This is a genomic window from Bacillus sp. MN7755 (assembly GCF_054771475.1).
The window spans coordinates 56941-81449 of the sequence record NZ_BTRL01000003.1; the positions used below are offsets into that span (position 1 = coordinate 56941).

The following is a 24509-nucleotide window of genomic DNA, read 5'->3' on the forward strand; positions in this document are numbered from 1 at the left end:
AACTTGAATCCTCCCTATCATGAAGGATTTTTAGTTTATCATGTTAAAAAGTTCGCATTATCTGCTACAATTCAATTTTATTTCGAAGTCGTTTCACATAATTACGACTAACTGGAATCGGTTGCTCATCATATTTATCTAAATACAGATTATATGTGCCATTATAATAAGGTTTTAGTTCTTGTACATATGACATATTAATTAAATAACTTTTATGCACACGTAAAAAATCATATGCATTTAGCTTATTTTCCAGCTCCTGAAGTGTATATGTTGAAATATACTGATTATTTGTTGTATAAATTGAAACCGTTTTGTTTTCCTTATTTTTGCTTATATATACAATATCATCAGGGGAAACATACCTAATCCCCTCTTGACCTTCTATCGGTAGTTTTCGCAAATAACTCTTTGCTTTCTCGCCTTGCTCTTTACCCATTCTATATAAAAGGAATTGCAAATCTTCTTCGCGAAATGGGCGTAGTAAATAATAAACTGCTTGAAAACGAAATGCTGTAATGGACTCTTCTATATCTTCACCCATAAAAATAAATTTCGTATAACAATTTACTTCCCGTAATAAACTCGCATATTCAAAACCTGTTCCATCTAGTAATTTGGAATTTAAAAAAACAAAATCTGGTGTATGCTTCTTCATCATAAATAATGATTCTGTTCCTGTATTTGCTTCAAAACATTCTACATTCCTTATATTTTCAGTAAATTTTTCAACTAAACTTCTTCGCTCTTCTGCTTCTTCCATGATTAGTAAAATTTTCATTTCTTCAACCACCTAATTCTTTTGTCCGTATGTCCTGTTGTATACATTCGCTTTTATAAGGAACATTCCCTTTTTCTTACTATACCATTACTTATCTAAAAAAACAGAAAAAAGGGAACCACCACGGTTCCCCCTGCCTTTTTATTCCGTTATTTGTAGGCAGTAAAAATCACTGAATGCGAAAACATGAGCCCTTATTTTTACTGCTCTAAAACACAATTGGTACTGGCCAATAATCAGATCACTCACTGATTAAAGTTTTACCTTATACCAATTCTCGTTGCTTCGTTTCTTGCCCAAGTACAATTACAGCAACTACGCCAATTAAAATTGATCCACAGAAAATCGTAAATATTAGTGATAATGAAGCCTGTGAAGCAACTAAGTATCCTACTAATAAAGGCCCAAGAATACCACCAATACGACCGAATGCTGCTGCCATCCCTGCACCTGTACCACGAATAACCGTTGGATACTGTTCAGGTGTATAAGCATATAATGCACCCCAAGCACCTAAATTAAAGAAGGATAGTAACATGCCTGCTACGATTAGTACCGTTAATGACTCTGCCACTCCAAACAAGTAAGCACTGCACGCTGTACCAATCAAATACGTAACTAAAACAAACTTACGACCAAGACGTTCAATAAACCAAGCAGCAGTGAAATACCCTGGCAATTGAGCTAACGTCATAATAAGTACGTATTGGAAACTTTTTATTAAACTAAATCCTTTTAATACCATTACACTAGGTAACCAAAGGAACATTCCATAATAGGAAAAGACAACAGAAAACCATAGAATCCATAACATAATTGTTGCCCTACGATATTCCCCAGACCAAACTGACTTTATATTTTCGATAACAGATGGTCTTTTTTCAACCTTTTGGAATCTCGGAGAATCTGGCAAATTCCATCTTAAATATAAAGCATATAGTGCCGGAACCGCACTCAATACCATCGCCACTTCCCAACCATATTTCGGGATAACAAAATACGAGATAAGAGCTGCAATTAGCCATCCACCTGCCCAAAAACTTTCTAATAGCACAACTATTTTTCCACGTTCATGTGCTTCAACGCTCTCTGATACTAATGTAGAAGCAACTGGAAGTTCTCCACCAAGCCCCATACCAATTAAAAATCGTAAAACAAGGAACATCGCAAGTGTCGTCGTTAAAGCAGTTAAACCACTACCGATAGAAAATAGTAATAATGTAATAATAAAGACTGATTTCCGCCCTATTTTATCTGATAGTATTCCAAAAACGAGCGCCCCGACTGCCATACCAATTGAATTAATGCTGCCTATCCAGCCCATTTCTTGCGTACTTAATCCCCAATCTTTTTGCAACGCTACCATTACAAATGAAAGCATTCCAACATCCATTGCATCAAATAACCATCCAAGCCCCGCTATACCAAGTAGCTTTCGCTTCGAAATTTCTTTCACCTTGCCCACAAGAAGTCCTCCTTACACAGCTGTCTTTACACATCATTTTACATGTGTGAATTGTATAAGTAAAATACTTTGTAAAAAATTCTCCTTCATCATTCCCAAAAAGCCAAATACATATCCCACTATTTGAGGGCCGTAAGAACCCTACCTCAAAATTCAGCTGGAGCAAAGAAGTTAGACTGAAAATATACTGTCATGAAACGCCCGATTATTGAGGGGCAACAATCAGTATTAGATAAACAAAACTTCAATTTATCAAAAATAGCCAAATAAAAAAGTAGCGATATTCCGCTACTTTTTCGAACGCATGATTTCTTTTAAAAATTCCGCTAATACTAACTGACGGCGCCAGCGCGTTGGATTACTACACAATCTATAAAACCACTCTAAATGGATCGCTTGAATCCATTTTGGTGCACGTTTTACCTCTCCAGCCCATACGTCTAAACTTCCACCTACTCCAACAGCCATTTTCGTTTCTAAACGATACTTATTAGTTTGGATAAAGTTCTCTTGTCTTGGGAAACCAAGTGCGACAAGTAATAGATCTGGTTTTACTTCTTGAATACGAGAAACGATATTCTCTTCTTCTTCTTGTTTAAAATACCCATCTTGTATACCTACAATAGATACAGCTGAATACGTCTTCGTTAAATGATCTGCTGCAGCTTGTACAACATGCGGTTTTGCACCAAGTAAGAAAACAGATACCGGTTTATTCTCTTCTGATAGCTTCGCAAATAAATTACACATTAAATCAAAACCTGCTACACGTTCCTTTAAAGGTGTACCTAGCATACCACTTGCTTTTACAACTCCAATACCATCAGGTGTAATTAAATCTGTATTTAATAATGTTTTATGGAATGTTTCATCCTTTTTTGCACACATAACAATTTCAGGATTCGCTGTTACTACCTGAAAAGTATGCGTTCGCTCCAATTCTAGTTGTCCCTTCAAATATTGGATTGTTTCATCCATTGTCATTGTAGAAAAAGGAACACCTAGAATATCAACCGTTTTTACTTCCATGATTAACTATCCTCTCTATTTCAGTAAAAGTTTTTTATATGCATTATAAGTATCTTCATACAAATTCTTTAGCGAGAAATGAGTAGATGCGTGATTATATAAACGATTTCCCATCGCTTCTAATTCACCATTCAACCATTTTTCGTAAGCATTTTCTAATGCGTTTGCTAATGAATCCGCATCACCAATCGGTACAATCCATCCATACGTATCATCAACTATTAACTTTCTCATATCGCCTACATTTGTTGCAATAGACGTTAAGCGTTGATTAGCCGCTTCTAATAAAACGAGAGGGAAACTTTCGCTATAAGAGGTTAACAAATTAATGTGTGCAGATGCATATAATTCTTTTGAATCTGTACGAAAACCTAGAAACATTACTTTATCCTCTAGACCCTTTTGTTTCACCATCTCTTTTAATTCTACTTCTATAGGACCATCACCAAGCAAGAGTACCTTTATATTGGGAATTTTAATTTTTTGTAATGCTTCAAATAAAATATCATGACCTTTAACAGGATGAAGACGCGCTACTTGAATAGCTGTAAATACTCCTTCATCGATGCCAAATTCACTCTTATCATAAGGTTTTACCGGATTACTATCATACTCAATTCCATTATAAACCGTACAAATCTTTTCTTCTGGTACACCTAGTTTTATTATGTTTCTCTTAAAGTTCTCCGTAATTGCAAAGAACAAATCTACCTTCCTGAAAGAACGTAAATTTAACTTCGTAAATACCCATCCTTTTAATCCCCTCTTCATAAAATCCAAAGTTGGATCACTGTGGACAGTCATTATCCATTTCGCTTTTATACCTTTTTTCAAGAGGGAGAGATAGAAATTTGCTCGTGCGCCATGTGTATGCACAATGTCAAATTGATTTTCATTAATAAATGCTTTTATTTTTGAAAGAATTGATAGGTCGTACCGAGATGATTGGGTAAAAACATGCACTTGAATGCCAAGGTTTCTCGCCTCTCTAGCAATTGCACCTTCTTCAAATACCATTAATTCCACTTCTTCCTTTGAAAATTGAGATAAAAGTGAAATAATATGTGTTTTTCCCCCACCTTCTTCTGCACCAGCATTCATATGCAACACTTTCATTTCTTACATCCCCCATTTTTTTCTTTTTATTTACTATAACAAAATAAAAGCTAACATATGCTAGCTTTTATTTTTCTATCATTCAATTTCCAGGTCAACTATTAAATATGCCATGATTACTACTAAGTAGAAACTCACTCCAGGTGCAATTAAAATATGACCAGCCATGAATGAAATACCTAATCCGAGAAGTATCGCTGCAATCACCATTGCATATTTCACAGTGAATATTTGTTTAAATTTAGTAAATATACATGCAATAAATTTAATACCAAAGTATAAAAATGGAATTACAAGTAAAATGAACCCTATGATTCCGAAAGAATAGAACCAATCATGGAAGTCACGTTCAATTAACTTCGGCTGTTCTTTATAGTTACCGGCGTAACCCATTCCTAATAATTTTTGAGACATTGGAGCTTCATTATAGAAATCTTTATACATCTGTTCAAATAATTGACGCCCACTAAAAATAAGAGCTTGCGTTTCTTCTTTTTTCTCCGCTACTTTTTCTTTTTCTTTCTCTTTTTCCTTTTCTTTCTCTGTCACAGGAGGTTTATGCTCTTTAGCTTCCTCCTTCTTTTTCTCTTCCTTTTTCACACTCTGTTCTTGTTCAATCAATTGGAAATGAAATCCCATATTTTTCATAAATGGTGAAAAAGGTGTATATGCCAATATGCCTACAAATACAGTCATTGCAAGAAAACCATTTAATAAATAGGCATGTTTCTTTCCATCTTTACGTTGTGTAAATGCTTGAATAAAGCACATAACAACTGCGATAGCCATTGATCCAAAGATTGCTCCTACGCCAACCTTTGTTCCAATTGCAAATAGTGAATAAACAACTAAAATTGAAGGAATCCAATAGTACGCTTTACCTATACTTTTTGTTTTTTCAATTGAATACAAAATAACAATTGGACACATGATGGCTAAAATAGATCCTAGCTCGTTACCTGCATAAAACCAACCGCGTGATCCTAATTTTACCCATTCATAACTATTATAATCTGTTCCAGTAGTAATCGAAGCTACCATTACTACCCCTATAATTAGTGATGCATACGTAATGTAGTCACGCATTTTTGAATTTGAATGGCTTTTTTCTTTTAAAGACTTGAATACAAACACATAACAAGTAAGCATAACAAAAGGATATAAAGCTTTTGCTATAAATTTAATTTCTTCTGTAAGTACCATAGGGTTTTTTGTAAGCTTGTTATTTACCAATCCGATTGTAAAGACTATCCCTACTAAGATTATATACAATATATATTTTATATTTCCTTGTTTCTTCGTTTGAATTAAAATATATATCCCGCTTAGGAACATAACGAATAAGCGTGTAATAACTCCAATGGTCGTATCAATTTTTAAAACCATGATACAGAACGCTGTAAGCAAATCTAAAATCGGTTGCAACAAAATAAAGATTAGTAGAAAATTTTCAAATTTATTACTTTTACTATTTTCGCTTAACATCTAGAACCTCCATAACTATTACCTAATTTCAATCTATACAGTTAATATTTTTTTCTCATCTCAAATATTTATTATAACATATATTTTTTAATTAAACGTCTCACATTTCTACCCCAACCTTACCTTACAGAAAAAAGATTATTTGTATTTTCAAGCGCTTTCTTTCCTCATTTTTTCTTTTTTTCTACATGTAACGAAAATGCATTGTTATTTACATAACTTTAGTGTATATTTTTTCTCTGGAACATCTTTAGGAGGAAGGGATTACAGCAATGTTATTAATCGACATATTTACGTTTCTTGGCATTATCGCCGCTGCTATTTCCGGTACATTAGTTGGTTTAAAAAAAGATTTAGATTTATTCGGTGTCCTTTGTTTAGCTGTAGCTACTGCGCTCGGCGGCGGTATTATTCGTGATATTATGATCGGTAACCTGCCTCCTGTCGCATTTGTTAAACCCATTTACTTTTTCGTAAGCGTATTATCAGCATTATTTACTTGTATGTTTTTTGAACGTATCAATAAACTGCAAGTCGTTATTATGCTTTCTGATGCTGTTGGCCTAGGTGTTTTTACAGCCATTGGTGCAAATGCGGCAATGTCACATCATGTTGACGCCTCATTTCTAGTTGTTTCAATGGGAGTCATTACAGGTATTGGAGGCGGTATTTTGCGTGACATTTGCGCTCAAGATATCCCTTACGTATTCCGAAAAGAGATTTACGCAATCGCTTCTATTTTAGGAGCAATTAGTTTCCTAATCACATATGCAATGGGGGCACACGTATTAGCTTTCTATGTTTGTTTATTAGTAACATTCATTATTCGTGTTGTCACTGTAATATATAATGTACATTTCCCAGTTTTCTTTAAAACACATGCTAAAATTAATAAAGGCCATTAAGAGAATTCTACATAGAATTCTCTTAATTTATATACTATTCTACACACTAATATAGAGTAATTGTATATAAAAATATATAATTATAATAGAACCAAAAATGAAAACGCTTTATACACAGGGGGAAGAACGATGCTTGGGTTTTTTAAAAAACATACAAATAAAACATACGCCAGTATATTTGAATTAAGTAAGGATCAACAAATCACCTTTAACGTGCCTACTAATTCTGAATTGAAAATTCAAATGGATATGCTACATATTTCAAAGGAAGATTTACAAATCGTAAAGGTACTACAGCCCTTTATTTATGAAGAAATTGATTGGATTACGGAAAAATTCTATGCCAATATTACAAAACAGCCAAATTTAATTACTATTATTGAACGTTATAGTTCTATTCCAAAACTAAAGCAAACTTTAAAAACACATATAAAAGAATTATTCAGCGGAGATATGCATGAAGATTTTATTGAACAACGTGTTCGAATTGCCAAAAGACATGTACAAATTGGCTTACATAGAAAATGGTATACTGCCGCTTATCAAGAATTATTCCGCTCTATCATGAAGATATTGCAAACAAAAATTAAAACAATTGACGATTTTTCATATTCTATAAACGTTATAAATAAATTATTCACCCTTGAACAAGAACTCGTTATTGCCGCTTATGAATCTGAATATGAAAGAATGCAAAAAGAACATGAAAAAGAAAAAGAAATAACAGCTATGACCATTACGCATATTGCAACAGAACTAGCATCTGTATCTGAAAAAACGAGCACTTCTATTCAACAGTTAACCGCTAAATCTGAAACTATTGTAGAAATTGCCAAAACAGGTACATCATTAGCTACAACATCGGAGGAAAAAGCGAATAAAGGGAAAGAGCAATTAAATCAGCAAAATAAACGAATGGAATACATTCAAACGAACATGGAAACTATCATTACAGATACTCATGAACTTCTCGATATTTCTAACAAAATTAACGAAATCATAGATATTGTAAAATCAATTGCGGAGCAAACAAACTTACTCGCACTAAATGCTGCTATTGAATCTGCTCGTGCTGGGGAATTTGGTAAGGGCTTCTCCGTTGTAGCTGGAGAAATTCGAAAGTTATCAGAGCAAACGAAAGAATCCATATCCAACGTGACAAAGCTCGTTGAAAAAACAAATGAACAAATTATTCGTGTCTCTTCTTCAGTCAAACAAATTAGCTCCCTCGTATCTGAAGGAACAGATGGTATGTCTGCAACAGATCAATACTTCCAAGAAATTGTAAAAGACATGTCTAACTCGAAAGAGCAGAATAAAAAAATTGAAAATGAGTTAGAAACCATTTCACAAGTAATGAAAGGAATTCAAGACGATTCCTCAAAAATGGCTCTAACAGCCGATAGTTTACAACTGGAACTGAACCGATAGAGTGCAGATTATGTCAGTAGGGATTCTTTATCTCCACTAATTCTTAGTCCTCATCTTCCATTCAAAAAAAAGAATCCAATCTGGATTCTTTTTATTTTCTGAAGAATATTTTTTGACAGTACACATAACTCATATAAACACCAAAGCTTTGCAAAATAAACAAAGCTGGCACTATAAGATTGTAATATGCCATATCTACTTGGAAGAGTCTTAACAATACGTATCCACTAATTAACAATAAGAACAACATATATCCTTCGTTTTGTTGTTTCTTAATAAGAAAGTGTAATAAAGCAATAGACATAAACAATGTTACTGCTATATATATAAGTTTTTCACATTTAAATAGAATAGAATGTATTCCCTCATCTGAGAATTGATTAATGACTGGCTTTAAAAATTTAAATCTTTCTTCTTCAATCTCTTTTAGGTTTTGGTCAATACGCTCTGTTACGCTTTGATTCTTTGTCATTTCCCTCTCATTTTTACCTTTTCCAATCAAAACAGATTGAACATACGTTTCATTTGAAATCGTATATTGTGACATTCCCATTGTCTGAATTCCATAACTCACACCAAAATGGGCACTATAAAATAGAATAAGTATCCCTATCATCTTTAATAATACTTTTTGCTTCATTGCTGATTGAAAAAGTTCAACTAACAACACATATACAGCAATAAAAATAGGAAGAAATAACCCCATTGGGAAAATCATATTACTACATGCAAATAAAATTGCTGCAAGCACCCACATATAAGGATGATCTAAACCTTTATATAAAAGTATGTAACAAGCTAAGTAAAATAAAAATATTGCGAGTGATTCTGATGTTAATAAAGAACTCATAAATATATTTGGAATATATAAAGCGTAAAATACAGACGCAATACGACCGCATCCTTCTCCAAAAACGATTGCTGCAATACGATAAATGAAAAATGCAGTCCCTGTGCAAAATAAAATATTAAATAACTGCAATGCGAATACTGTATCGCCAAATATACGAATAATAATTGATTCATAAATAATAAAAGGTAACTGTGCTATATTCTCTACGCTATTACCAATTGCAACCTGCTTTGCAGACTCAAACGTAGCTTTCATATCACCGATTAACGGAACGTCTACAAATAAAACCATACTAAGTCTCACAACTATACATGTACCGATAAGGAAAATAAGAAATTGTTTATCTGTAAAACGATACTGTAAAATCGATGCTACCAACAGCATGAGAATAACGAAAATAACCAATACAATTGTTACACTTGTTGTACTGTCTCCAAAAAATTGTTTACTTGTTTCGAACGCAGACCAACAACTGTAAACAAAAAATGCGAGCATCGCACCAATCATTATTTTACTGAAAAAAGACGAAAAATTTGTTTGTATATGATTCATATGTCCATTGCACCTCTATTTCCATTCATAACAAAACGATTCTATCATGAATAGGCACACAGCTGATAGGGAATTTCTATGACAAATACAGGGTCCTAATTTTTTCACTTGCAATGTAAGCGAATCCTCTTTTACACTACACTTTATATAAGATAACTTTTCTTTCAGTTACATGAATACAAATACAGAAGTTTTACTCACCCTCTTCTGGAATTCTTTACTTCATTAAATATCTATGGATTTTTAATATTTTTGTACTCCACTTACAATACATGTCATTCTGATTGAAAACAGAAAATAGGGGCTGACCATATGGAAAAGAAATTCATGCGAGAATCCAAAGCAATTAAAACAACACGTGTTTTTCCGAATGATTTAAATAATCATCAAACACTTTTCGGAGGAAAATTATTAGCAGAAATTGATAGTATCGCTTCAATTGCAGCTGCAAGACATAGCCGTAAACATTGCGTAACAGCATCTATCGATTCTGTAGATTTTTTAACTCCAATTCACCAAGCAGATTCTGTTTGTTACGAAGCATTCGTATGTTATACAGGAAAATCTTCAATGGAAGTGTTCGTAAAAGTAATTGCAGAGAATTTATTAGCAGGAGAACGTAGAATAGCTGCAACATGTTTCATTACATTCGTTGCATTAAAAGACGGAAAACCTTCATCTGTTCCACAAGTACTGCCTGAAACTGAAGAAGAACATTGGCTACACACAACTGGTTCTGAGCGTGCAGAAAGTAGAAAAAAAGGGCGTGTCAAAAGCAAGGAAATGGCTGAAGTTCTAACTTTAAGTAAACCTTGGAGTATATAGGACTTTACCATTAAAACATCTTCTGAGCGAATAATTATCATATATTCGCTCATTTTTTATAATCATTTCCACACCTTCATACAACCATTACTCCTTTTCACACATACTATGTAATATTTTTATACATATCCGTTCGCTATTCACTTTTTCTAATTGATAAAATCTCATTTATAACACGGTTCTATTCCATCAACAGTTGCTTTACAAAGTTTATGTAGGGTACACTTATACGGGTGGTCAACAAAACAATTTAAGGATTTGTAAATCGTGTAGAAAACACCTTACACTTCATTATATTGAAAGAATTAACTGTAGTTTAAAACCTTACTATGACATAGCAAGTATTTTAATTAAATTGGATTATTTTAATGGAAAGGTGAAATTATGCAGAAATCAATTGCTTCAAATATTTTTTATAAAATACTGCTCAATACTTTTAATATTATCCTTCCAATTTTAGTTGGTCCTTACGCATATCGAACGTTAGGAGCCACTTCAATCGGAACCGTTAATATTGCTGAAACTTTTTTCAATTACTTCTTCGTGTTCGCCGTATTTGGTGTATACCAATATGGTTTACGTGAAATTAGCTTAATTAAAAACGATAAGAAGAAAGTTTCTAAGTTATTTACAAGTCTCTATGTAATTAACTTCACAACTAGTATTTTGGCTTTATCAGCCTTTGTGCTCTTTAGTTATATTGGATATGGACATGAAAGTCTATTTCCAGTTCTTCTTATTTTCGGTTTTAATTTCATATCTAACATGTTTTATGTGGAATGGTTCAACGAGGCATATGAAAATTATGACTTCATCACTAAAAAAACCGTTATCGTTCGATTAATCTATGTCGTACTTCTTTTCTCTTTCATTCATGGGGTCGACGATTACAAAACATATGCTGGTTTATTAGTATTATCCACATTTTTAAACCACTCTATTAGCTTTATATATGTGAAACGCCAAGTGAAATTTGATTTTTCCGACTTAACGATTATTCCTCATTTAAAACCGTTACTATTAGTCTTGATTTTTTCAAATGCTAATATTTTATATACTCAATTAGATCGTCTTTTTTTAGGAATATATGTTGGAAAAGAAGAAGTTGCATATTACGTAATGGCTTTTCAAATTATGATGATTATTAATACACTTATGTTAAGTGTTGTACAAGTAACCGTTCCAAGACTGTCTTATTTATCAGGAAATGCGTCTGAAATGGAGTATGAATCTTTACTAAATAAAATTTCAAAAGTATATTTCATTACCCTATTCCCTGCTGCAATCGGTTTAATGCTCATTGCTCATGGAGCTGTTGTCATTTACGGTGGACAACAGTTTGCCGGAGCTGGTAATACACTAATTGTTTTCGCCTTCTATATGATTACAGTTGGCATTGAGTCCATTTTATCGAATCAAATTATTTATGTAAAAAAGAAAGAAAGCATTTTAGTGCGATTTTTATTCATTTGCGGATTTATCAACTTAGCATCTAATATTGCACTAATATTCTTCCATGTACTTACACCAACAACCGCAATTTTTACAACAACAATTGCGAATTGTTTCTTAATCACATTTGAATATATTTATGTGAAAAAGAAACTAAAAGTGAATTATACGTTATTCGATATACAAAAACTTAAATATCTCTTTTATTCCCTAACATTTATACCGATAGCATTCGTTATTGATATGATCGTATCTGGACAAATACTGCAAGTTATCCTAGTAATAATAACGTGTGGATTAACGTATGCCCTTATCCTCTTTATAACAAAGGATGAAATTCTCTTTTCACTACTCGAAAAGATACTAGCACGATTCAAAAAGGCTTAAAACGCAATCTCTAAAAGGAGCTGTTAAACTTGAAATTTTCTTTAATCATGGCTACTTGTGGCAGACGTGATGATATTCTTGACTTACTAAAATCACTTGAACAACAAACTTACAAAAACTTCGAACTTATCGTAGTAGATCAAAACGATACGCCAATCTCTGATTTATTTGATGAATATAAAGATAGATTTTCTATTAATTACATTTATACACCTATTAAAGGACTATCGAGAGCTCGCAATGCAGGCTTAAAAGTAGCGGATGGCGATTTTATCGCTTTTCCAGATGATGATTGTATTTATGAAACAAATGTTTTAGAGAGTATATTAGAAACCTTCAACTCTAATAAAGATGTTCATTTTATCTCAACAAACACGACAAATGTTGAAGGAACGGGTTCTTTAATACACGCGCCGAATACAGACATTATTTTAAATAATAAGTATGGATTCATGGGACCTTCTTTCACACTATTCTTCACAAAGCAATTTGTACAAGATGTAGGTACATTTGATGAAGATTTAGGTGTTGGTTCAGGAACGATTTATGGAGCTGGTGAAGAAACTGACTTTGTACTACGCGGTATGAAACAAAATTATACTGGTTTATTTAGAAAAGATCTGTTCGTATACCATCCTGTAAAAGAGGAAATTATTAATGAACAATCATTAAAACGTGCCATTTCTTATGCTGGTGGTTTTGGTAGGGTTATTCGCTTACACTACGGATTCCCTTATTTCTTACGTGCTGTCGCTGCCGCAACATTCCGTATGACACAAAATATTTCTAATGATAAGCGCAAATTCCATGCAAATCGCTTACGCGGAATTGTTCGTGGTTATTTAAAATAAAAAATAAGGTGTAACCACTTTTATTAAATGGTTACACCTTATTTTTATTTCTTTCACATCATAGCAACCCATCATCCTTTTGGAATCGCATACCCTACTGGTCAAATACATTATATATTTTGGAAATGATAGCATTCTATCCAAGAATTTAGTATCATGATTCAAGACACTATTTAGAAATGAACGGAGGACATTATGAGCTTATTAACTGTTGAAAAATTAGGCCATACATTTGGTGATCGTACATTATTTAAAGATGTATCCATGCGCTTACTTGCAGGGGAACATGTTGGATTAGTTGGAGCAAACGGTGTTGGTAAATCAACATTTATGAATATAATTACTGGTCAGCTTATCCATGACGAAGGTCGTGTAGAATGGACACCTGGTACAAATTACGGTTACTTAGACCAGCATACTATTTTAACACCTGGTCGCACAATTCGTGATGTATTAGCAGATGCGTTTTTACCTTTATTTGAAAAAGAAAAAGCTTTAAATGAAGTTGCAGAAAAAATGGGAACTGCTACACCGGAAGAATTAGAGGAACTTCTTGAGCAAATGGCAGAAATTCAAGATGCTCTTGAAGCAGGCGGATTCTATTTATTAGATATTAAAATTGAAGAAGCAGCACGTGGTCTTGGAATTGACGCAATTGGTCTAGATCGTGACGTTGCAGCATTAAGTGGTGGACAACGTACAAAAGTATTACTCGCAAAATTACTACTTGAGCAACCAGAAGTACTACTATTAGATGAGCCTACCAACTATTTAGACGTTGAACATATTCATTGGTTAACAACTTATTTAAAAGAATATCCATACGCATTCCTATTAATTTCCCATGATACGGAATTTATGAATAAATGCGTCGATATTATTTTCCATCTAGAATTCACAAAAATGACGCGTTACACAGCGACATATGAAAAATTCCTAGAGCTAGCAGAAATGAATAAAAATCAACATATCAACGCTTATGAGAAGCAGCGAGAATTCATTAAAAAGCAAGAAGATTTTATTGCGAAAAATAAAGCTCGTTACTCAACAACAGGACGTGCAAAGAGCCGTCAAAAACAACTTGATCGCATGGAACGTATCGATCGCCCTGAAACAGCTATTAAACCTGAGTTTTCATTTAAAGAAAGTCGTGCAAGTAGCCGATTCGTCTTTGAAGGGGAAAATGTAGAAATTGGATATACACATCCGCTATTACCAAAATTAACGATGACAATTGAACGCGGAGAAAAAATTGCAATTGTTGGATGTAACGGTGTCGGTAAGTCAACACTGTTGAAGACAATTTTAGGTAAGATTAAACCATTAAGCGGAAAAACAAGCCTTGGTGACTTCTTAAATCCATCATACTTCGAACAAGAAGTAAAAGCTGATAATATAACACCAATTGATGATGTTTGGAATACTTTCCCTAGCTTAGACCAACATCAGATACGCGCCATGTTAGCGAAATGCGGTTTGAAAAACGAACATATCTCTCGTCCACTGAACCAATTAAGCGGTGGCGAACAAGCAAAAGTTCGTTTATGTAAACTAATGGGTGAAGAAAGTAACTGGTTACTCTTTGATGAGCCAACAAACCACCTTGATGTTACAGCAAAAGAAGAGCTGCAAAAGGCGATGAAAGCATATAAAGGAACAATTCTTCTTGTATGCCATGAACCAGACTTTTATGAAGGTTGGATAACAAAAACTTGGGATGTAGAGAAATGGGCTCAGCAAGACGCTTAATCCAATAAGAACTATCTTTCAAATTTTATAAGTAAAAAAGCAGTTGCTTCTAAAAGGATTCGTACACACCCTTTTGAAACAACTGCTTTTTTTACTTATCTTTTTACTATATCTCTGTCACTTTTTTTATTATAAATATGCTTAATACCAAAAGCAGCTAAAAAGATCATAGGTATTGTAGCCGAATAATGATATCTCGGTGCTACTTCTACTATCATTTGTGCCATTGTTAGCCCAATTACATATAAACAAATAATTAAAAGTGAAGATTTATTTTTATTTTTTATAGCTACTAACGCTCCGAACAGTGAAGTAACTAGTAAAAAGTAATAGAAGACATTAGAAATTATAGTATAGCGTACTTTATGGTCCATAATTGGATCTGCATATTTAACAGCTTGGTCATCATTACCTAAAAAGATAATAAATTTATCATACATTAGTTTCCCGAAATCTATATCATCGTTTTTGATTCTCTTTTTCGCTTCTTCAAGCATTTGCTTTTGGACGTCCTGAGCACTCCATCCTGGTTGACCACTATAATGATATAGTAATGCTGAATCTCCTGGATTCCATGTTCCTGAGGCTCCCTTATTAAACCCTACATGAATATTGTATCCCGGCACTGTTGCTATCTCTTCACCTAAACGTAATGTTACATAATGATTTGCCGCCGAAGACATCATTAAGTATCCAATAATGATAACCCCTAAGTATGCCACCTTATTAATAAGTAGCTTTTTATTCCCGATATGCTTTGTATCTATAATAAACATCCATATCGCTAAGGCTATAATTGGCACTGCTGCAATTGGTCTTGCCATGTTTATTAATACAAGTAATGCAGCTAATAGAATTGAATACATAATAACCTTTGCAATCGTTATATTTTCAAGTTTATCATAAACAATTATCATAATTGCCCAGGCTAATAACAGTACTGTACAATACAACGGTTCTGAAAGTGCAAACATGTTATACATCGTTTGTGATGGCAAGAGAATCCATAAAACACTTGCTGTTATCGCTGTTCTCACTCCACCAATTCTTCTAGCTATAAAATATATTAATCCCATCGAAATTGTAGTTAAAACAACATTAATAATTGGCGGAATCATAAAGTTTGCCCCAAATATTTTTAGGAAGATACTTAAGAATGAAGCATAACCAAAAATATGTGGAAATAATGCAACATATCTATCATGAATAACAAAGTTATCACCTAATGCTTTTGCAGTATTGAAAAAGGCTTCATAATCACCAATCGGATCAATCTTATATGTAACAATCCATGCAGTTTTCACTGCTACACAAATAATTAGCAGTACAAAAAAGCATATTTTTTCATTTACTCTCTCAAGATATAGCGATCCACTACTAAGTATAAAGTTTCCAATTGTACATAATAATAAAACTCCAACTAATATCATTACATAATTATATTTTTGAGTATCTGAAAAATAATCAAAAATTAATATTGCAACGAAAAAGCTATAAATGCCGTATATGGCACGTGTAGAAAAAGTTGAAAACAATCCAGAAAAACGTTCCAAAAAAACTCACTCCTTAACATATTTATATGGGAAAACATTATATTTCCTAAAAAAATTACACTACCAGCTACTATACATTAATATTACCATGATTTCCATGTTTGCTTTCATACTGTCCGGTATGCCAATTTAAAATAACCTTTTTTATTATTGACAAATTCATTCTATATCCTAAAATGATATCCACTCAAAACATATAACATCTTAGTATAAACTATGCTATAATTGATAGTTGTTATGTAAGAATAACCTTTCTACATTTCTTGTTTTATTTATATATTTTATAAAGATGAGGATACTATTATGGAGAAACTCTTAAAGTTTGGTTTAGTAGGAATCTTTAATACGCTCATTACCATTATTAGCTTTTGGATCTTATTAAAGTTCGGGATGAACTATCTTGTTGCGAATACCATTGCCTATTTAATTGGTGTTGCCAATAGCTACTATTGGAATAAAAATTGGGTGTTTAAACCTAATAATAAAAGCACGTCAATGTTCTTTAAATTTCTAACTGTAAATTTAATTGTATTGGCTTTTAATACATTATGTTTATTTATATTAGTAGATAAGCTTGCCTTGAATGCATTAATTGCACAGATTTTCGCAATTGGTGTCGGAATGGTTATAAATTTTGTCCTTAATAAAATTTGGACATTCAACCAAACTGAAAATGCTACTAATTAAATTTGAACGACTTATTAAAAATACGGAGGATACAACATGCAAAAATTAATTTCGGTTGTAGTTCCTATGTACTTCGAGGAAGAAGTAGCACAGGAATGTTATAACCGTTTAAAGTCCGTTATGCTTCAAAATGATATTAATTACGAGTTTGTCTTTGTAAATGACGGTAGTACAGACCGTACAATGGAAATTTTATCTGAGATTGCAGCAAATGATTACCGTACAAAAATCGTTAATTTCGCGCGTAACTTTGGACACCAAGTAGCCGTTACAGCTGGTATTGCTGCTGCAAAAGGTGACGCTATTGTAATTATAGACGCAGACTTACAAGATCCACCTGAAGTTATTCCTGAACTTATTGCAAAATGGGAAGAAGGATATGAAGTTGTTTATGCAAAACGTAAACAACGTAAAGGTGAAACTTGGTTTAAACTTTTAACAGCTAAATATTTCTATAAATTCCTAAACTACATGTCTGATATCGATATCCCAAAAGATACTGGTGATTTCCGAATCATCGATCGCAAGGTAGCTGATGTTTTCAATCAAATGACTGAGCGAAATCGCTTCATCCGCGGTATGATGTCTTGGGTTGGCTTCCGCCAAACGTATGTTGAATATCAACGCGATGAGCGCTTTGCTGGTGAAACAAAATATCCATTAAAGAAAATGATTAAATTTGCATCTGATGGCATTATTGCATTTTCGACAAAGCCATTACGCATCGTTATGTCTTTAGGTTTATTATCAGTTCTTATTTCTATAATTGTCTTACTATATACAATTACTGTGAAAATTCTCGGACATGATACGCAAACAGGTTGGGCATCTATAATGGTTGCTATTACATTCTTTAGTGGTATTCAGTTATTTGGCCTTGGCATCGTCGGCCAATATATTGCTCGTATTTATGACGAAAGTAAAAACCGTCCGATTTATATCGTAAAAGAAACAATCAATATTGAGCAAGAAGAGACTACACAAACAAAAGAAAAAGTGAATGCATAAAAAAAAGGTAACAATGAAAACTGTCATTGTTACCTTTTTATATTGTAATATCCCATAAGTCGTAAGCGGAATTCTTTTAAATTTGGATATACTTCTAAATTAGACAGCATTCCTTGGATGACCGGAATCCTTGGATTTGGTAATCTCATTTCCGCCTCCAAAACATCTAGCGTAACAATTAATTCATCATCTTCTAATTGATCAGCTAATGTACGTTTAAAAACAATAATTTCTTTTAAAAAATGTTCCTTAACCTGCTCCTTAATAAGCTCTGATTTACAAAGGAATTCTCCAAGCTTTTCTTCATGTAACACGGGTTCTTCCGAAGATTCTACCAATCCATCTACTAAATCATCCACTCTTTTCAAAATAAACGCAGAAACATACGATAAGTCAATTTCTGGTGCTTGTATAATGATTAGTTCTAAATATCCACGGCATATGCCCTCTACCATAATTACTAAATCTAACAAATATGGAATAACCTTGTCACCATAAATAGACAGTAAACTATTCCGATAAAATGCGTGAGACTCTAACTTCATCCGCATCATAAACTCTTCCACTTCTTTATTAAAAGGAATAGCATTTTCCCTCGCATGCATAATAATAAATTCTTTATGCTTTTGTATATCGTTAAACTGGCAATGCAATTGTTTTGCAAATTTTTCACGTGGTAATAATGATTCTTTATCAATATCCATCATTTTATTTTGAATCTTGTCATAGTAATATCGAAGTGTTGCTAATAAAAGCTCATCTTTCGATTTAAAATATAAATAGAAAGCTCCCTTAGATATGCCACAAGCTGTCACAATTTCCTGCACTGATGTCGCATTTACACCCTTAGTCGCAAATAACTTCATAGCCATCTCTATAATTAAGCGCTCTTTTTCTTTCATATCTTCTCTCCTAAACTTAATCTCGCATCTTATCATGAATTTATTATACCATCTCTTTTCATTGACGACTGACCAATCAGTCAGTTATATTATGTATTAGACTGACCAGTTGGTCAATACAATAAAAAGGGAGCGCAAACATGAACAAAATCATTAATTTCTCGTTAAAAAATAAGTTCGCAGTTTGGCTACTAACCATTATTGTTACCATTGCAGGTATTTATTCTGGGCTTAATATGAAGCTGGAAACAATTCCTGATATAACAACACCGGTTGTAACAGTAACTACGGTTTATCCTGGTGCTACACCAGAAGAAGTAGCTGACAAAATTTCAAAACCAATGGAAGAGCAACTACAAAATTTAAGTGGTGTAAATGTTGTTAGCTCATCATCTTTTCAAAACGCATCTTCTATTCAGGTAGAATATGATTTTGATAAAAACATGGAGAAGGCTGAAACAGAAATTAAAGAAGCTCTCGCAAATGTGAAACTGCCAGAAGGCGTACAGGACCCGAAAGTTTCACGTGTAAACTTCAATGCCTTTCCAGTTATTTCGTTAAGCGTAGCAAGTAAAAGTGAATCTTTAGCTACCTTAACTGAAAATGTAGAAAAAAATGTTGTTCCAGGATTAAAAGGACTTGATGGGGTCGCATCTGTTCAAATTTCAGGTCAACAAGTAGATGAAGTACAACTTGTCTTCAAGAAAGATAAGATGAAAGAATTAGGTTTAAGTGAAGATACTGTAAAAAATGTAATTAAAGGATCGGACGTATCTTTACCACTTGGCTTATATACATTTAAAGACACGGAAAAATCAGTTGTTGTAGATGGAAATATTACAACAATTAAAGCACTAAAAGAACTGAAAATCCCAGCTGTTCCTTCATCACCGAGTGGTCAAGGTAGTCAAAATGCTGGAGCTGGTACACAAATGCCGCAAATGAATCCAGCCGCTATGAACGGGATTCCGACAGTTACATTAGACGAAATTGCTGACATTAAAGAAGTCGGAAAAGCAGAATCTATTTCTCGAACAAATGGAAAAGAAGCAATTGGAATTCAAATTGTAAAAGCTGCTGACGCGAATACAGTTGATGTTGTAAATGCAGTGAAAGATAAAGTAAAAGAACTCGAGAAAAAATATAAAGACTTAGAGATTATTTCAACATTCGACCAAGGTGCACCTATTGAGAAATCAGTAGAAACAATGCTGAGCAAAGCCATTTTTGGTGCTATCTTTGCGATTGTTATCATTATGCTGTTCCTACGAAATATCCGAACAACATTAATCTCTGTCGTTTCCATACCACTTTCTTTATTAATTGCTGTATTAGTCATAAAGCAAATGGATATTACGCTTAACATTATGACACTTGGAGCAATGACAGTCGCTATCGGGCGCGTCGTCGATGATTCCATTGTTGTTATTGAAAATATTTACCGACGTATGTCATTATCAGAGGAAAAACTACGCGGAAAAGATTTAATTCGTGAAGCTACGAAAGAAATGTTTATTCCAATTATGTCTTCTACCATTGTAACAATTGCTGTATTTTTACCGCTTGGACTAGTAAAAGGTATGATTGGTGAAATGTTCTTACCATTCGCCTTAACTATCGTCTTCGCTTTATTAGCATCATTACTAGTAGCAGTTACAATCGTACCAATGCTAGCTCATTCTTTATTTAAAAAAGAGAGCATGAGGGAAAAAGAAGTACATCATGAGGAAAAACCAAGTAAATTAGCAAATGGTTATAAACGCATACTTGCATGGGCTTTAAATCACAAAATTATTACATCAAGTATCGCTGTCCTTCTATTAGTTGGTAGCCTTGCACTTGTGCCAATTATCGGTGTAAGTTTCTTACCAGCTGAAGAAGAAAAAATGATTATTGCAACATACAACCCTGAACCAGGTCAAACATTAGAAGACGTTGAAAAAATTGCAACAAAAGCTGAAAAGCACTTCCAAAATAATAAAGACGTCAAAACAATTCAATTCTCATTAGGTGGAGAAAACCCAATGAGCCCTGGTCAATCAAATCAAGCAATGTTCTTCGTACAATATGATAATGACACGAAAAACTTTGAAAAAGAGAAAGAACAAGTCGTTAAAGATTTACAGAAGGTGTCTGGAAAAGGTGAATGGAAAAACCAAGATTTCGGAGCGGGTGGCGGTAGTAATGAAATTAAGCTATACGTTTACGGAGATAGCTCTGAAGAGATTACACCTGTCGTAAAAGATATTCAAAATATCATGAAGAAAAATAAAGACTTAAAAGATATAGACTCTAGTATTGCAAAAACATATGCAGAGTACACTTTAGTCGCAGATCAAGAAAAACTAAGCAAAATGGGTCTAACGGCTGCACAAATTGGAATGGGACTTTCTAATCAGCATGATCGCCCTGTTCTGACAACAATTAAAAAAGACGGTAAAGATGTCAATGTATATGTAGAAGCTGAAAAACAAAATTATGAAACAATCGATGACTTAACAAATCGAAAACTTACAACACCACTTGGTAATGAAGTGGCTGTGAAGGATGTAATGACTGTAAAAGAAGGGGAAACTTCGAATACAGTGAAACACCGCGATGGCCGTGTTTATGCGGAAGTAAGTGCAAAACTAACATCTGATGACGTTTCAAAAGCATCTGCCGCTGTTCAAAAAGAAGTAGATAAAATGGATCTTCCTTCTGGCGTAGATGTTTCTATGGGTGGCGTTACAAAAGATATTGAAGAATCATTTAAGCAACTTGGCTTAGCGATGTTAGCTGCGATTGCCATTGTATACTTCGTTCTTGTCGTTACATTTGGCGGTGCTCTTGCACCATTCGCAATTTTATTCTCGCTACCATTTACAATTATCGGAGCTCTTGTTGCCTTATTAATCTCTGGTGAAACGTTAAGTGTATCTGCAATGATCGGTGCGCTTATGTTAATCGGTATCGTTGTAACAAACGCAATCGTGCTTATAGACCGCGTTATTCATAAAGAAAATGAAGGTCTATCAACACGTGAAGCTTTATTAGAAGCTGGTGCAACACGTCTTCGTCCTATTTTAATGACTGCAATTGCAACAATCGGGGCTCTTATCCCGCTTGCATTAGGATTTGAAGGTAGCGGCTTAATTTCTAAAGGACTTGGTGTAACAGTAATTGGTGGATTAACAAGTTCAACGTTATTAACACTTCTTATCGTTCCAATCGTTTATGAAGTATTAAGTAAGTTTAAAAAGAAAAAAGCAAAATAAAAAAAAAATAACCTCGCTAACTGCGAGGTTATTTTTTATTTCCAAACAAGATTAGAAAATCACCATAGCCTTCTTTCTCTAATTCCTCTTTTGGAATAAATCGAAGGGCTGCTGAGTTTATACAATAGCGAAGTCCATTTGGTCCTGGACCATCTGGAAATACATGTCCAAGATGTGAATCCCCTTCTTTGCTTCTCACTTCCGTACGCGTCATATTATGACTCACATCCATCTTTTCTTTCACACTAGCTGACATAACTGGCTTTGTAAAACTAGGCCAGCCGCATCCGCTATCAAACTTATCGAAAGAAGTAAATAAAGGTTCTCCTGAAACGATGTCTACATAAAGACCTTCTTCTTTATGATTCCAATATTCATTTTGAAAAGGTGGTTCTGTTCCATTTTCCTGCGTTACATAAAACTGCATCTCATTGAGTTTTTCTTTTAAATGAGCATTATCCTTTGGCCAATGTTGCTTAATAAACGCATCTCGCCCTGAGCCCTTACGGTATAACTCGTAGCGGAATGTGTTTTTCTTATGATATCCTTGGTGATATTCTTCAGCCTGATAAAACGTAGTAGCTGGTAATATTTTTGTCGCAATCGGCTTTGAAAAACGCCCACTCTGTGCAAGCTCTTCTTTTGAATCCTCTGCCTTCTTATGTTGTTCTTCATTATGATAAAAAATCACTGTTTCGTAAGACTGTCCACGATCGTGGAATTGCCCACCTACATCAGTAGGATCAACTTGTCTCCAATATATATTTAATAACTCTTCATACGGCATTTTGGTTGCATCAAATGTAATTTGTACTGCCTCATAATGTCCTGTCGTTTCCGAGCATACTTCTTTATAGGTTGGATTCTCTTTATGACCACCTGTATAACCAGAAACAACCTTTATAATCCCTTCCATCTCTTCAAATGGCGAAACCATACACCAGAAGCACCCTCCAGCAAATGTAGCTAATTCTACCTTTTCATTTACAGCCATTCTTTCACCCCTATTCTATATTCTTCTTACAGTATGGCATAAGAAACATCATGTTATAAAAGAAAAAGCATCGAACATCGATGCTTTTCTCTACTTCACTTTATTTTTTTCCAAGTCCTTCTCCATTTCATCACTCGTCACATCTAAGACATCTAATAAGAAAATGAAGATTGGAATACCAATAATTAGTCCCCATACACCTAAGAAGTGTTCTGAGAAGATTAATACCATAAACGTATAGAAAATCGGTAAGTTTGTTTTTTGCGACATAAACTTCGGATTTAACACATAACTTTCAAGCGCATGAATGACTGTTACGATAATTAAAATATAAACAACGTACATAATACCGCCGATATTGTAGGCAATCATACAAAGTGGGAATAACGAAATGATAACCCCAGCTACTGGAATTAAACCGAGTAAGAAGATCATTAACGCTAAACCTAATAATTGTGGGAATCCTAATATCCATAATGCAATAACGGATAAAACACAGTTAACAACTGCAATTAAAAATTGTGCTTCGATTACTTTTCCGAATGAACGTGCAAATTTCTTACCGAAGTACTCAATTTCAGTATAGAAAATTGCAAGTCGGCTTTCTTTAAATTTTGCAGTAAAAGCAACGATACGAGATTTCTCCAACAGGAAAAATAAACTTAAAATTAAAGAAAGTAAAACTTGAAGTCCGAACTTCCCGACATTTGTAATTGATTTATACAAAATGTCTACACCTTGTCCTACATATTTAGAAAGTTCCATATGATTGACAGCATTAACTGCATACTTAATTAATTCACTATCCGGTGGGTTTCTTAAAAATACGTTAAATTGATAAATCAATTGTGAAATTTGTATCGTTAATACTGGTAAATATTTAAATAGCGTAATAGCAATTCCACCAATTAACATGACATATAGAAATGCTATAATGAGCTTTCGATTGATGGGCATAAAATGATCTAATTTACGAGAAATAAACTTTTGGAATCGATCCATTAAATACGTGAGAATAAACGTAATTAAAATTAAATTCAACATACTTTGCAGCCCGTATAACACGAGAGCAAGTATTACTAATACGAGTAACCTCTGAAATCCTTTGCTTTGAAACAGGTTTTTTATTTGCATAATCGACGAGTACTCTCTCCTGTCCTATAAAGTAAAACGTTAATAAGTAGATTTTTCTCTCTTTTCTACTTTTAATTATTCATTCATATTAAG

At 33.6% G+C, this 24509-nt stretch carries 19 protein-coding genes and 2 pseudogenes; 10 read left to right on the forward strand and 11 right to left on the reverse strand.

Translation table 11 applies throughout. The annotated features are described in order from the left end of the window. Nucleotides 1-64: 64 nt before the first annotated feature. The 5 genes from ACYVEC_RS02800 to ACYVEC_RS02820 all read right to left on the reverse strand — a co-directional run bounded on the left by ACYVEC_RS02800 (nucleotide 65) and on the right by ACYVEC_RS02820 (nucleotide 5876). Nucleotides 65-781, reverse strand: a complete 717-nt coding sequence (locus ACYVEC_RS02800) for a LytR/AlgR family response regulator transcription factor (RefSeq protein WP_098556227.1) — start codon at nucleotides 779-781, stop codon at nucleotides 65-67. 265 nt (nucleotides 782-1046) lie between these two features. Continuing rightward, nucleotides 1047-2246, reverse strand: a complete 1200-nt coding sequence (locus ACYVEC_RS02805; RefSeq protein ID WP_061680085.1) for an MFS transporter — start codon at nucleotides 2244-2246, stop codon at nucleotides 1047-1049. Nucleotides 2247-2534: 288 nt separating this feature from the next. Then, entirely contained in the window at nucleotides 2535-3275 is a 741-nt protein-coding gene (locus tag ACYVEC_RS02810; protein ID WP_063223953.1) for a WecB/TagA/CpsF family glycosyltransferase, read from the reverse strand. A 15-nt stretch (nucleotides 3276-3290) separates the two neighbouring features. After that, a complete protein-coding gene (locus ACYVEC_RS02815) occupies nucleotides 3291-4391 on the reverse strand; it encodes a glycosyltransferase family 4 protein (protein ID WP_063223954.1) in 1101 nt (366 codons plus the stop codon). Nucleotides 4392-4469: 78 nt separating this feature from the next. Beyond that, a complete protein-coding gene (locus tag ACYVEC_RS02820; RefSeq protein WP_060633028.1) occupies nucleotides 4470-5876 on the reverse strand; it encodes an O-antigen ligase family protein in 1407 nt (468 codons plus the stop codon). A 272-nt stretch (nucleotides 5877-6148) separates the two neighbouring features. On the opposite strand from ACYVEC_RS02820, the gene ACYVEC_RS02825 reads away from it, so the two are divergent. The 3 genes and pseudogenes from ACYVEC_RS02825 to ACYVEC_RS02835 all read left to right on the forward strand — a co-directional run bounded on the left by ACYVEC_RS02825 (nucleotide 6149) and on the right by ACYVEC_RS02835 (nucleotide 8212). Then, complete coding sequence (locus ACYVEC_RS02825; RefSeq protein ID WP_000924376.1) at nucleotides 6149-6781, forward strand: trimeric intracellular cation channel family protein; 633 nt, start codon at nucleotides 6149-6151, stop codon at nucleotides 6779-6781. 249 nt (nucleotides 6782-7030) lie between these two features. Next, nucleotides 7031-7408 (forward strand): annotated as a pseudogene (locus ACYVEC_RS02830) (protoglobin family protein); the annotation flags it as partial. Beyond that, nucleotides 7406-8212, forward strand: a complete 807-nt coding sequence (locus ACYVEC_RS02835) for a methyl-accepting chemotaxis protein (RefSeq protein WP_371830870.1) — start codon at nucleotides 7406-7408, stop codon at nucleotides 8210-8212. The pseudogene ACYVEC_RS02830 and the gene ACYVEC_RS02835, both read left to right, overlap by 3 nt. A gap of 91 nt (nucleotides 8213-8303) precedes the next feature. Here the strand turns inward: ACYVEC_RS02835 and ACYVEC_RS02840 are convergent, their stop codons facing one another. Then, nucleotides 8304-9617, reverse strand: coding sequence for an ArnT family glycosyltransferase (locus ACYVEC_RS02840; protein ID WP_098556226.1), 1314 nt, complete (start codon nucleotides 9615-9617; stop codon nucleotides 8304-8306). Nucleotides 9618-9929: 312 nt separating this feature from the next. Between ACYVEC_RS02840 and ACYVEC_RS02845 the strand changes: the two genes are divergently transcribed. The 4 genes from ACYVEC_RS02845 (at nucleotide 9930) to ACYVEC_RS02860 (ending at nucleotide 14881) form a co-directional block, all read left to right on the forward strand. Further along, nucleotides 9930-10442, forward strand: coding sequence for an acyl-CoA thioesterase (locus tag ACYVEC_RS02845; RefSeq protein WP_000412135.1), 513 nt, complete (start codon nucleotides 9930-9932; stop codon nucleotides 10440-10442). A gap of 384 nt (nucleotides 10443-10826) precedes the next feature. Continuing rightward, the gene (locus ACYVEC_RS02850) at nucleotides 10827-12281 is read left to right on the forward strand and encodes an oligosaccharide flippase family protein (protein WP_063223957.1); all 1455 of its coding nucleotides are present in this window, start codon (nucleotides 10827-10829) and stop codon (nucleotides 12279-12281) included. A 29-nt stretch (nucleotides 12282-12310) separates the two neighbouring features. Continuing rightward, nucleotides 12311-13132 (forward strand): glycosyltransferase family 2 protein, encoded by an 822-nt coding sequence (locus ACYVEC_RS02855; protein WP_063223958.1) that lies wholly within the window; start codon nucleotides 12311-12313, stop codon nucleotides 13130-13132. A gap of 195 nt (nucleotides 13133-13327) precedes the next feature. Next, nucleotides 13328-14881, forward strand: coding sequence for an ABC-F family ATP-binding cassette domain-containing protein (locus tag ACYVEC_RS02860; RefSeq protein WP_098556224.1), 1554 nt, complete (start codon nucleotides 13328-13330; stop codon nucleotides 14879-14881). Between the two features lie 95 nt (nucleotides 14882-14976). Here ACYVEC_RS02860 and ACYVEC_RS02865 read toward each other — a convergent pair whose 3' ends face one another. Further along, nucleotides 14977-16434, reverse strand: a complete 1458-nt coding sequence (locus tag ACYVEC_RS02865) for a glycosyltransferase family protein (protein WP_063223960.1) — start codon at nucleotides 16432-16434, stop codon at nucleotides 14977-14979. A 303-nt stretch (nucleotides 16435-16737) separates the two neighbouring features. On the opposite strand from ACYVEC_RS02865, the gene ACYVEC_RS02870 reads away from it, so the two are divergent. Together ACYVEC_RS02870 and ACYVEC_RS02875 are read left to right on the forward strand one after the other, a co-directional pair. Continuing rightward, nucleotides 16738-17121 (forward strand): GtrA family protein, encoded by a 384-nt coding sequence (locus ACYVEC_RS02870; protein WP_063223961.1) that lies wholly within the window; start codon nucleotides 16738-16740, stop codon nucleotides 17119-17121. A 36-nt stretch (nucleotides 17122-17157) separates the two neighbouring features. Then, nucleotides 17158-18129, forward strand: coding sequence for a glycosyltransferase family 2 protein (locus ACYVEC_RS02875; RefSeq protein ID WP_060633037.1), 972 nt, complete (start codon nucleotides 17158-17160; stop codon nucleotides 18127-18129). A gap of 29 nt (nucleotides 18130-18158) precedes the next feature. On the opposite strand, the gene ACYVEC_RS02880 is transcribed toward ACYVEC_RS02875, so the two are convergent. Next, nucleotides 18159-19031, reverse strand: a complete 873-nt coding sequence (locus ACYVEC_RS02880; RefSeq protein WP_063223962.1) for a TetR/AcrR family transcriptional regulator — start codon at nucleotides 19029-19031, stop codon at nucleotides 18159-18161. A 140-nt stretch (nucleotides 19032-19171) separates the two neighbouring features. Between ACYVEC_RS02880 and ACYVEC_RS02885 the strand changes: the two genes are divergently transcribed. Further along, nucleotides 19172-22288 (forward strand): efflux RND transporter permease subunit, encoded by a 3117-nt coding sequence (locus ACYVEC_RS02885; protein ID WP_460505589.1) that lies wholly within the window; start codon nucleotides 19172-19174, stop codon nucleotides 22286-22288. Between the two features lie 28 nt (nucleotides 22289-22316). Here ACYVEC_RS02885 and msrB read toward each other — a convergent pair whose 3' ends face one another. The 3 genes and pseudogenes from msrB to ACYVEC_RS02900 form a co-directional block, all read right to left on the reverse strand. Continuing rightward, nucleotides 22317-22769: a peptide-methionine (R)-S-oxide reductase MsrB gene (gene msrB / locus ACYVEC_RS02890; protein WP_257148876.1), complete on the reverse strand. Its 453-nt coding sequence runs from the start codon at nucleotides 22767-22769 to the stop codon at nucleotides 22317-22319. A gap of 45 nt (nucleotides 22770-22814) precedes the next feature. Beyond that, nucleotides 22815-23282: pseudogene (gene msrA, locus ACYVEC_RS02895) on the reverse strand (peptide-methionine (S)-S-oxide reductase MsrA); the annotation flags it as partial. A gap of 90 nt (nucleotides 23283-23372) precedes the next feature. After that, nucleotides 23373-24416, reverse strand: coding sequence for an AI-2E family transporter (locus ACYVEC_RS02900; RefSeq protein WP_063223965.1), 1044 nt, complete (start codon nucleotides 24414-24416; stop codon nucleotides 23373-23375). Nucleotides 24417-24509 lie beyond the last annotated feature (93 nt).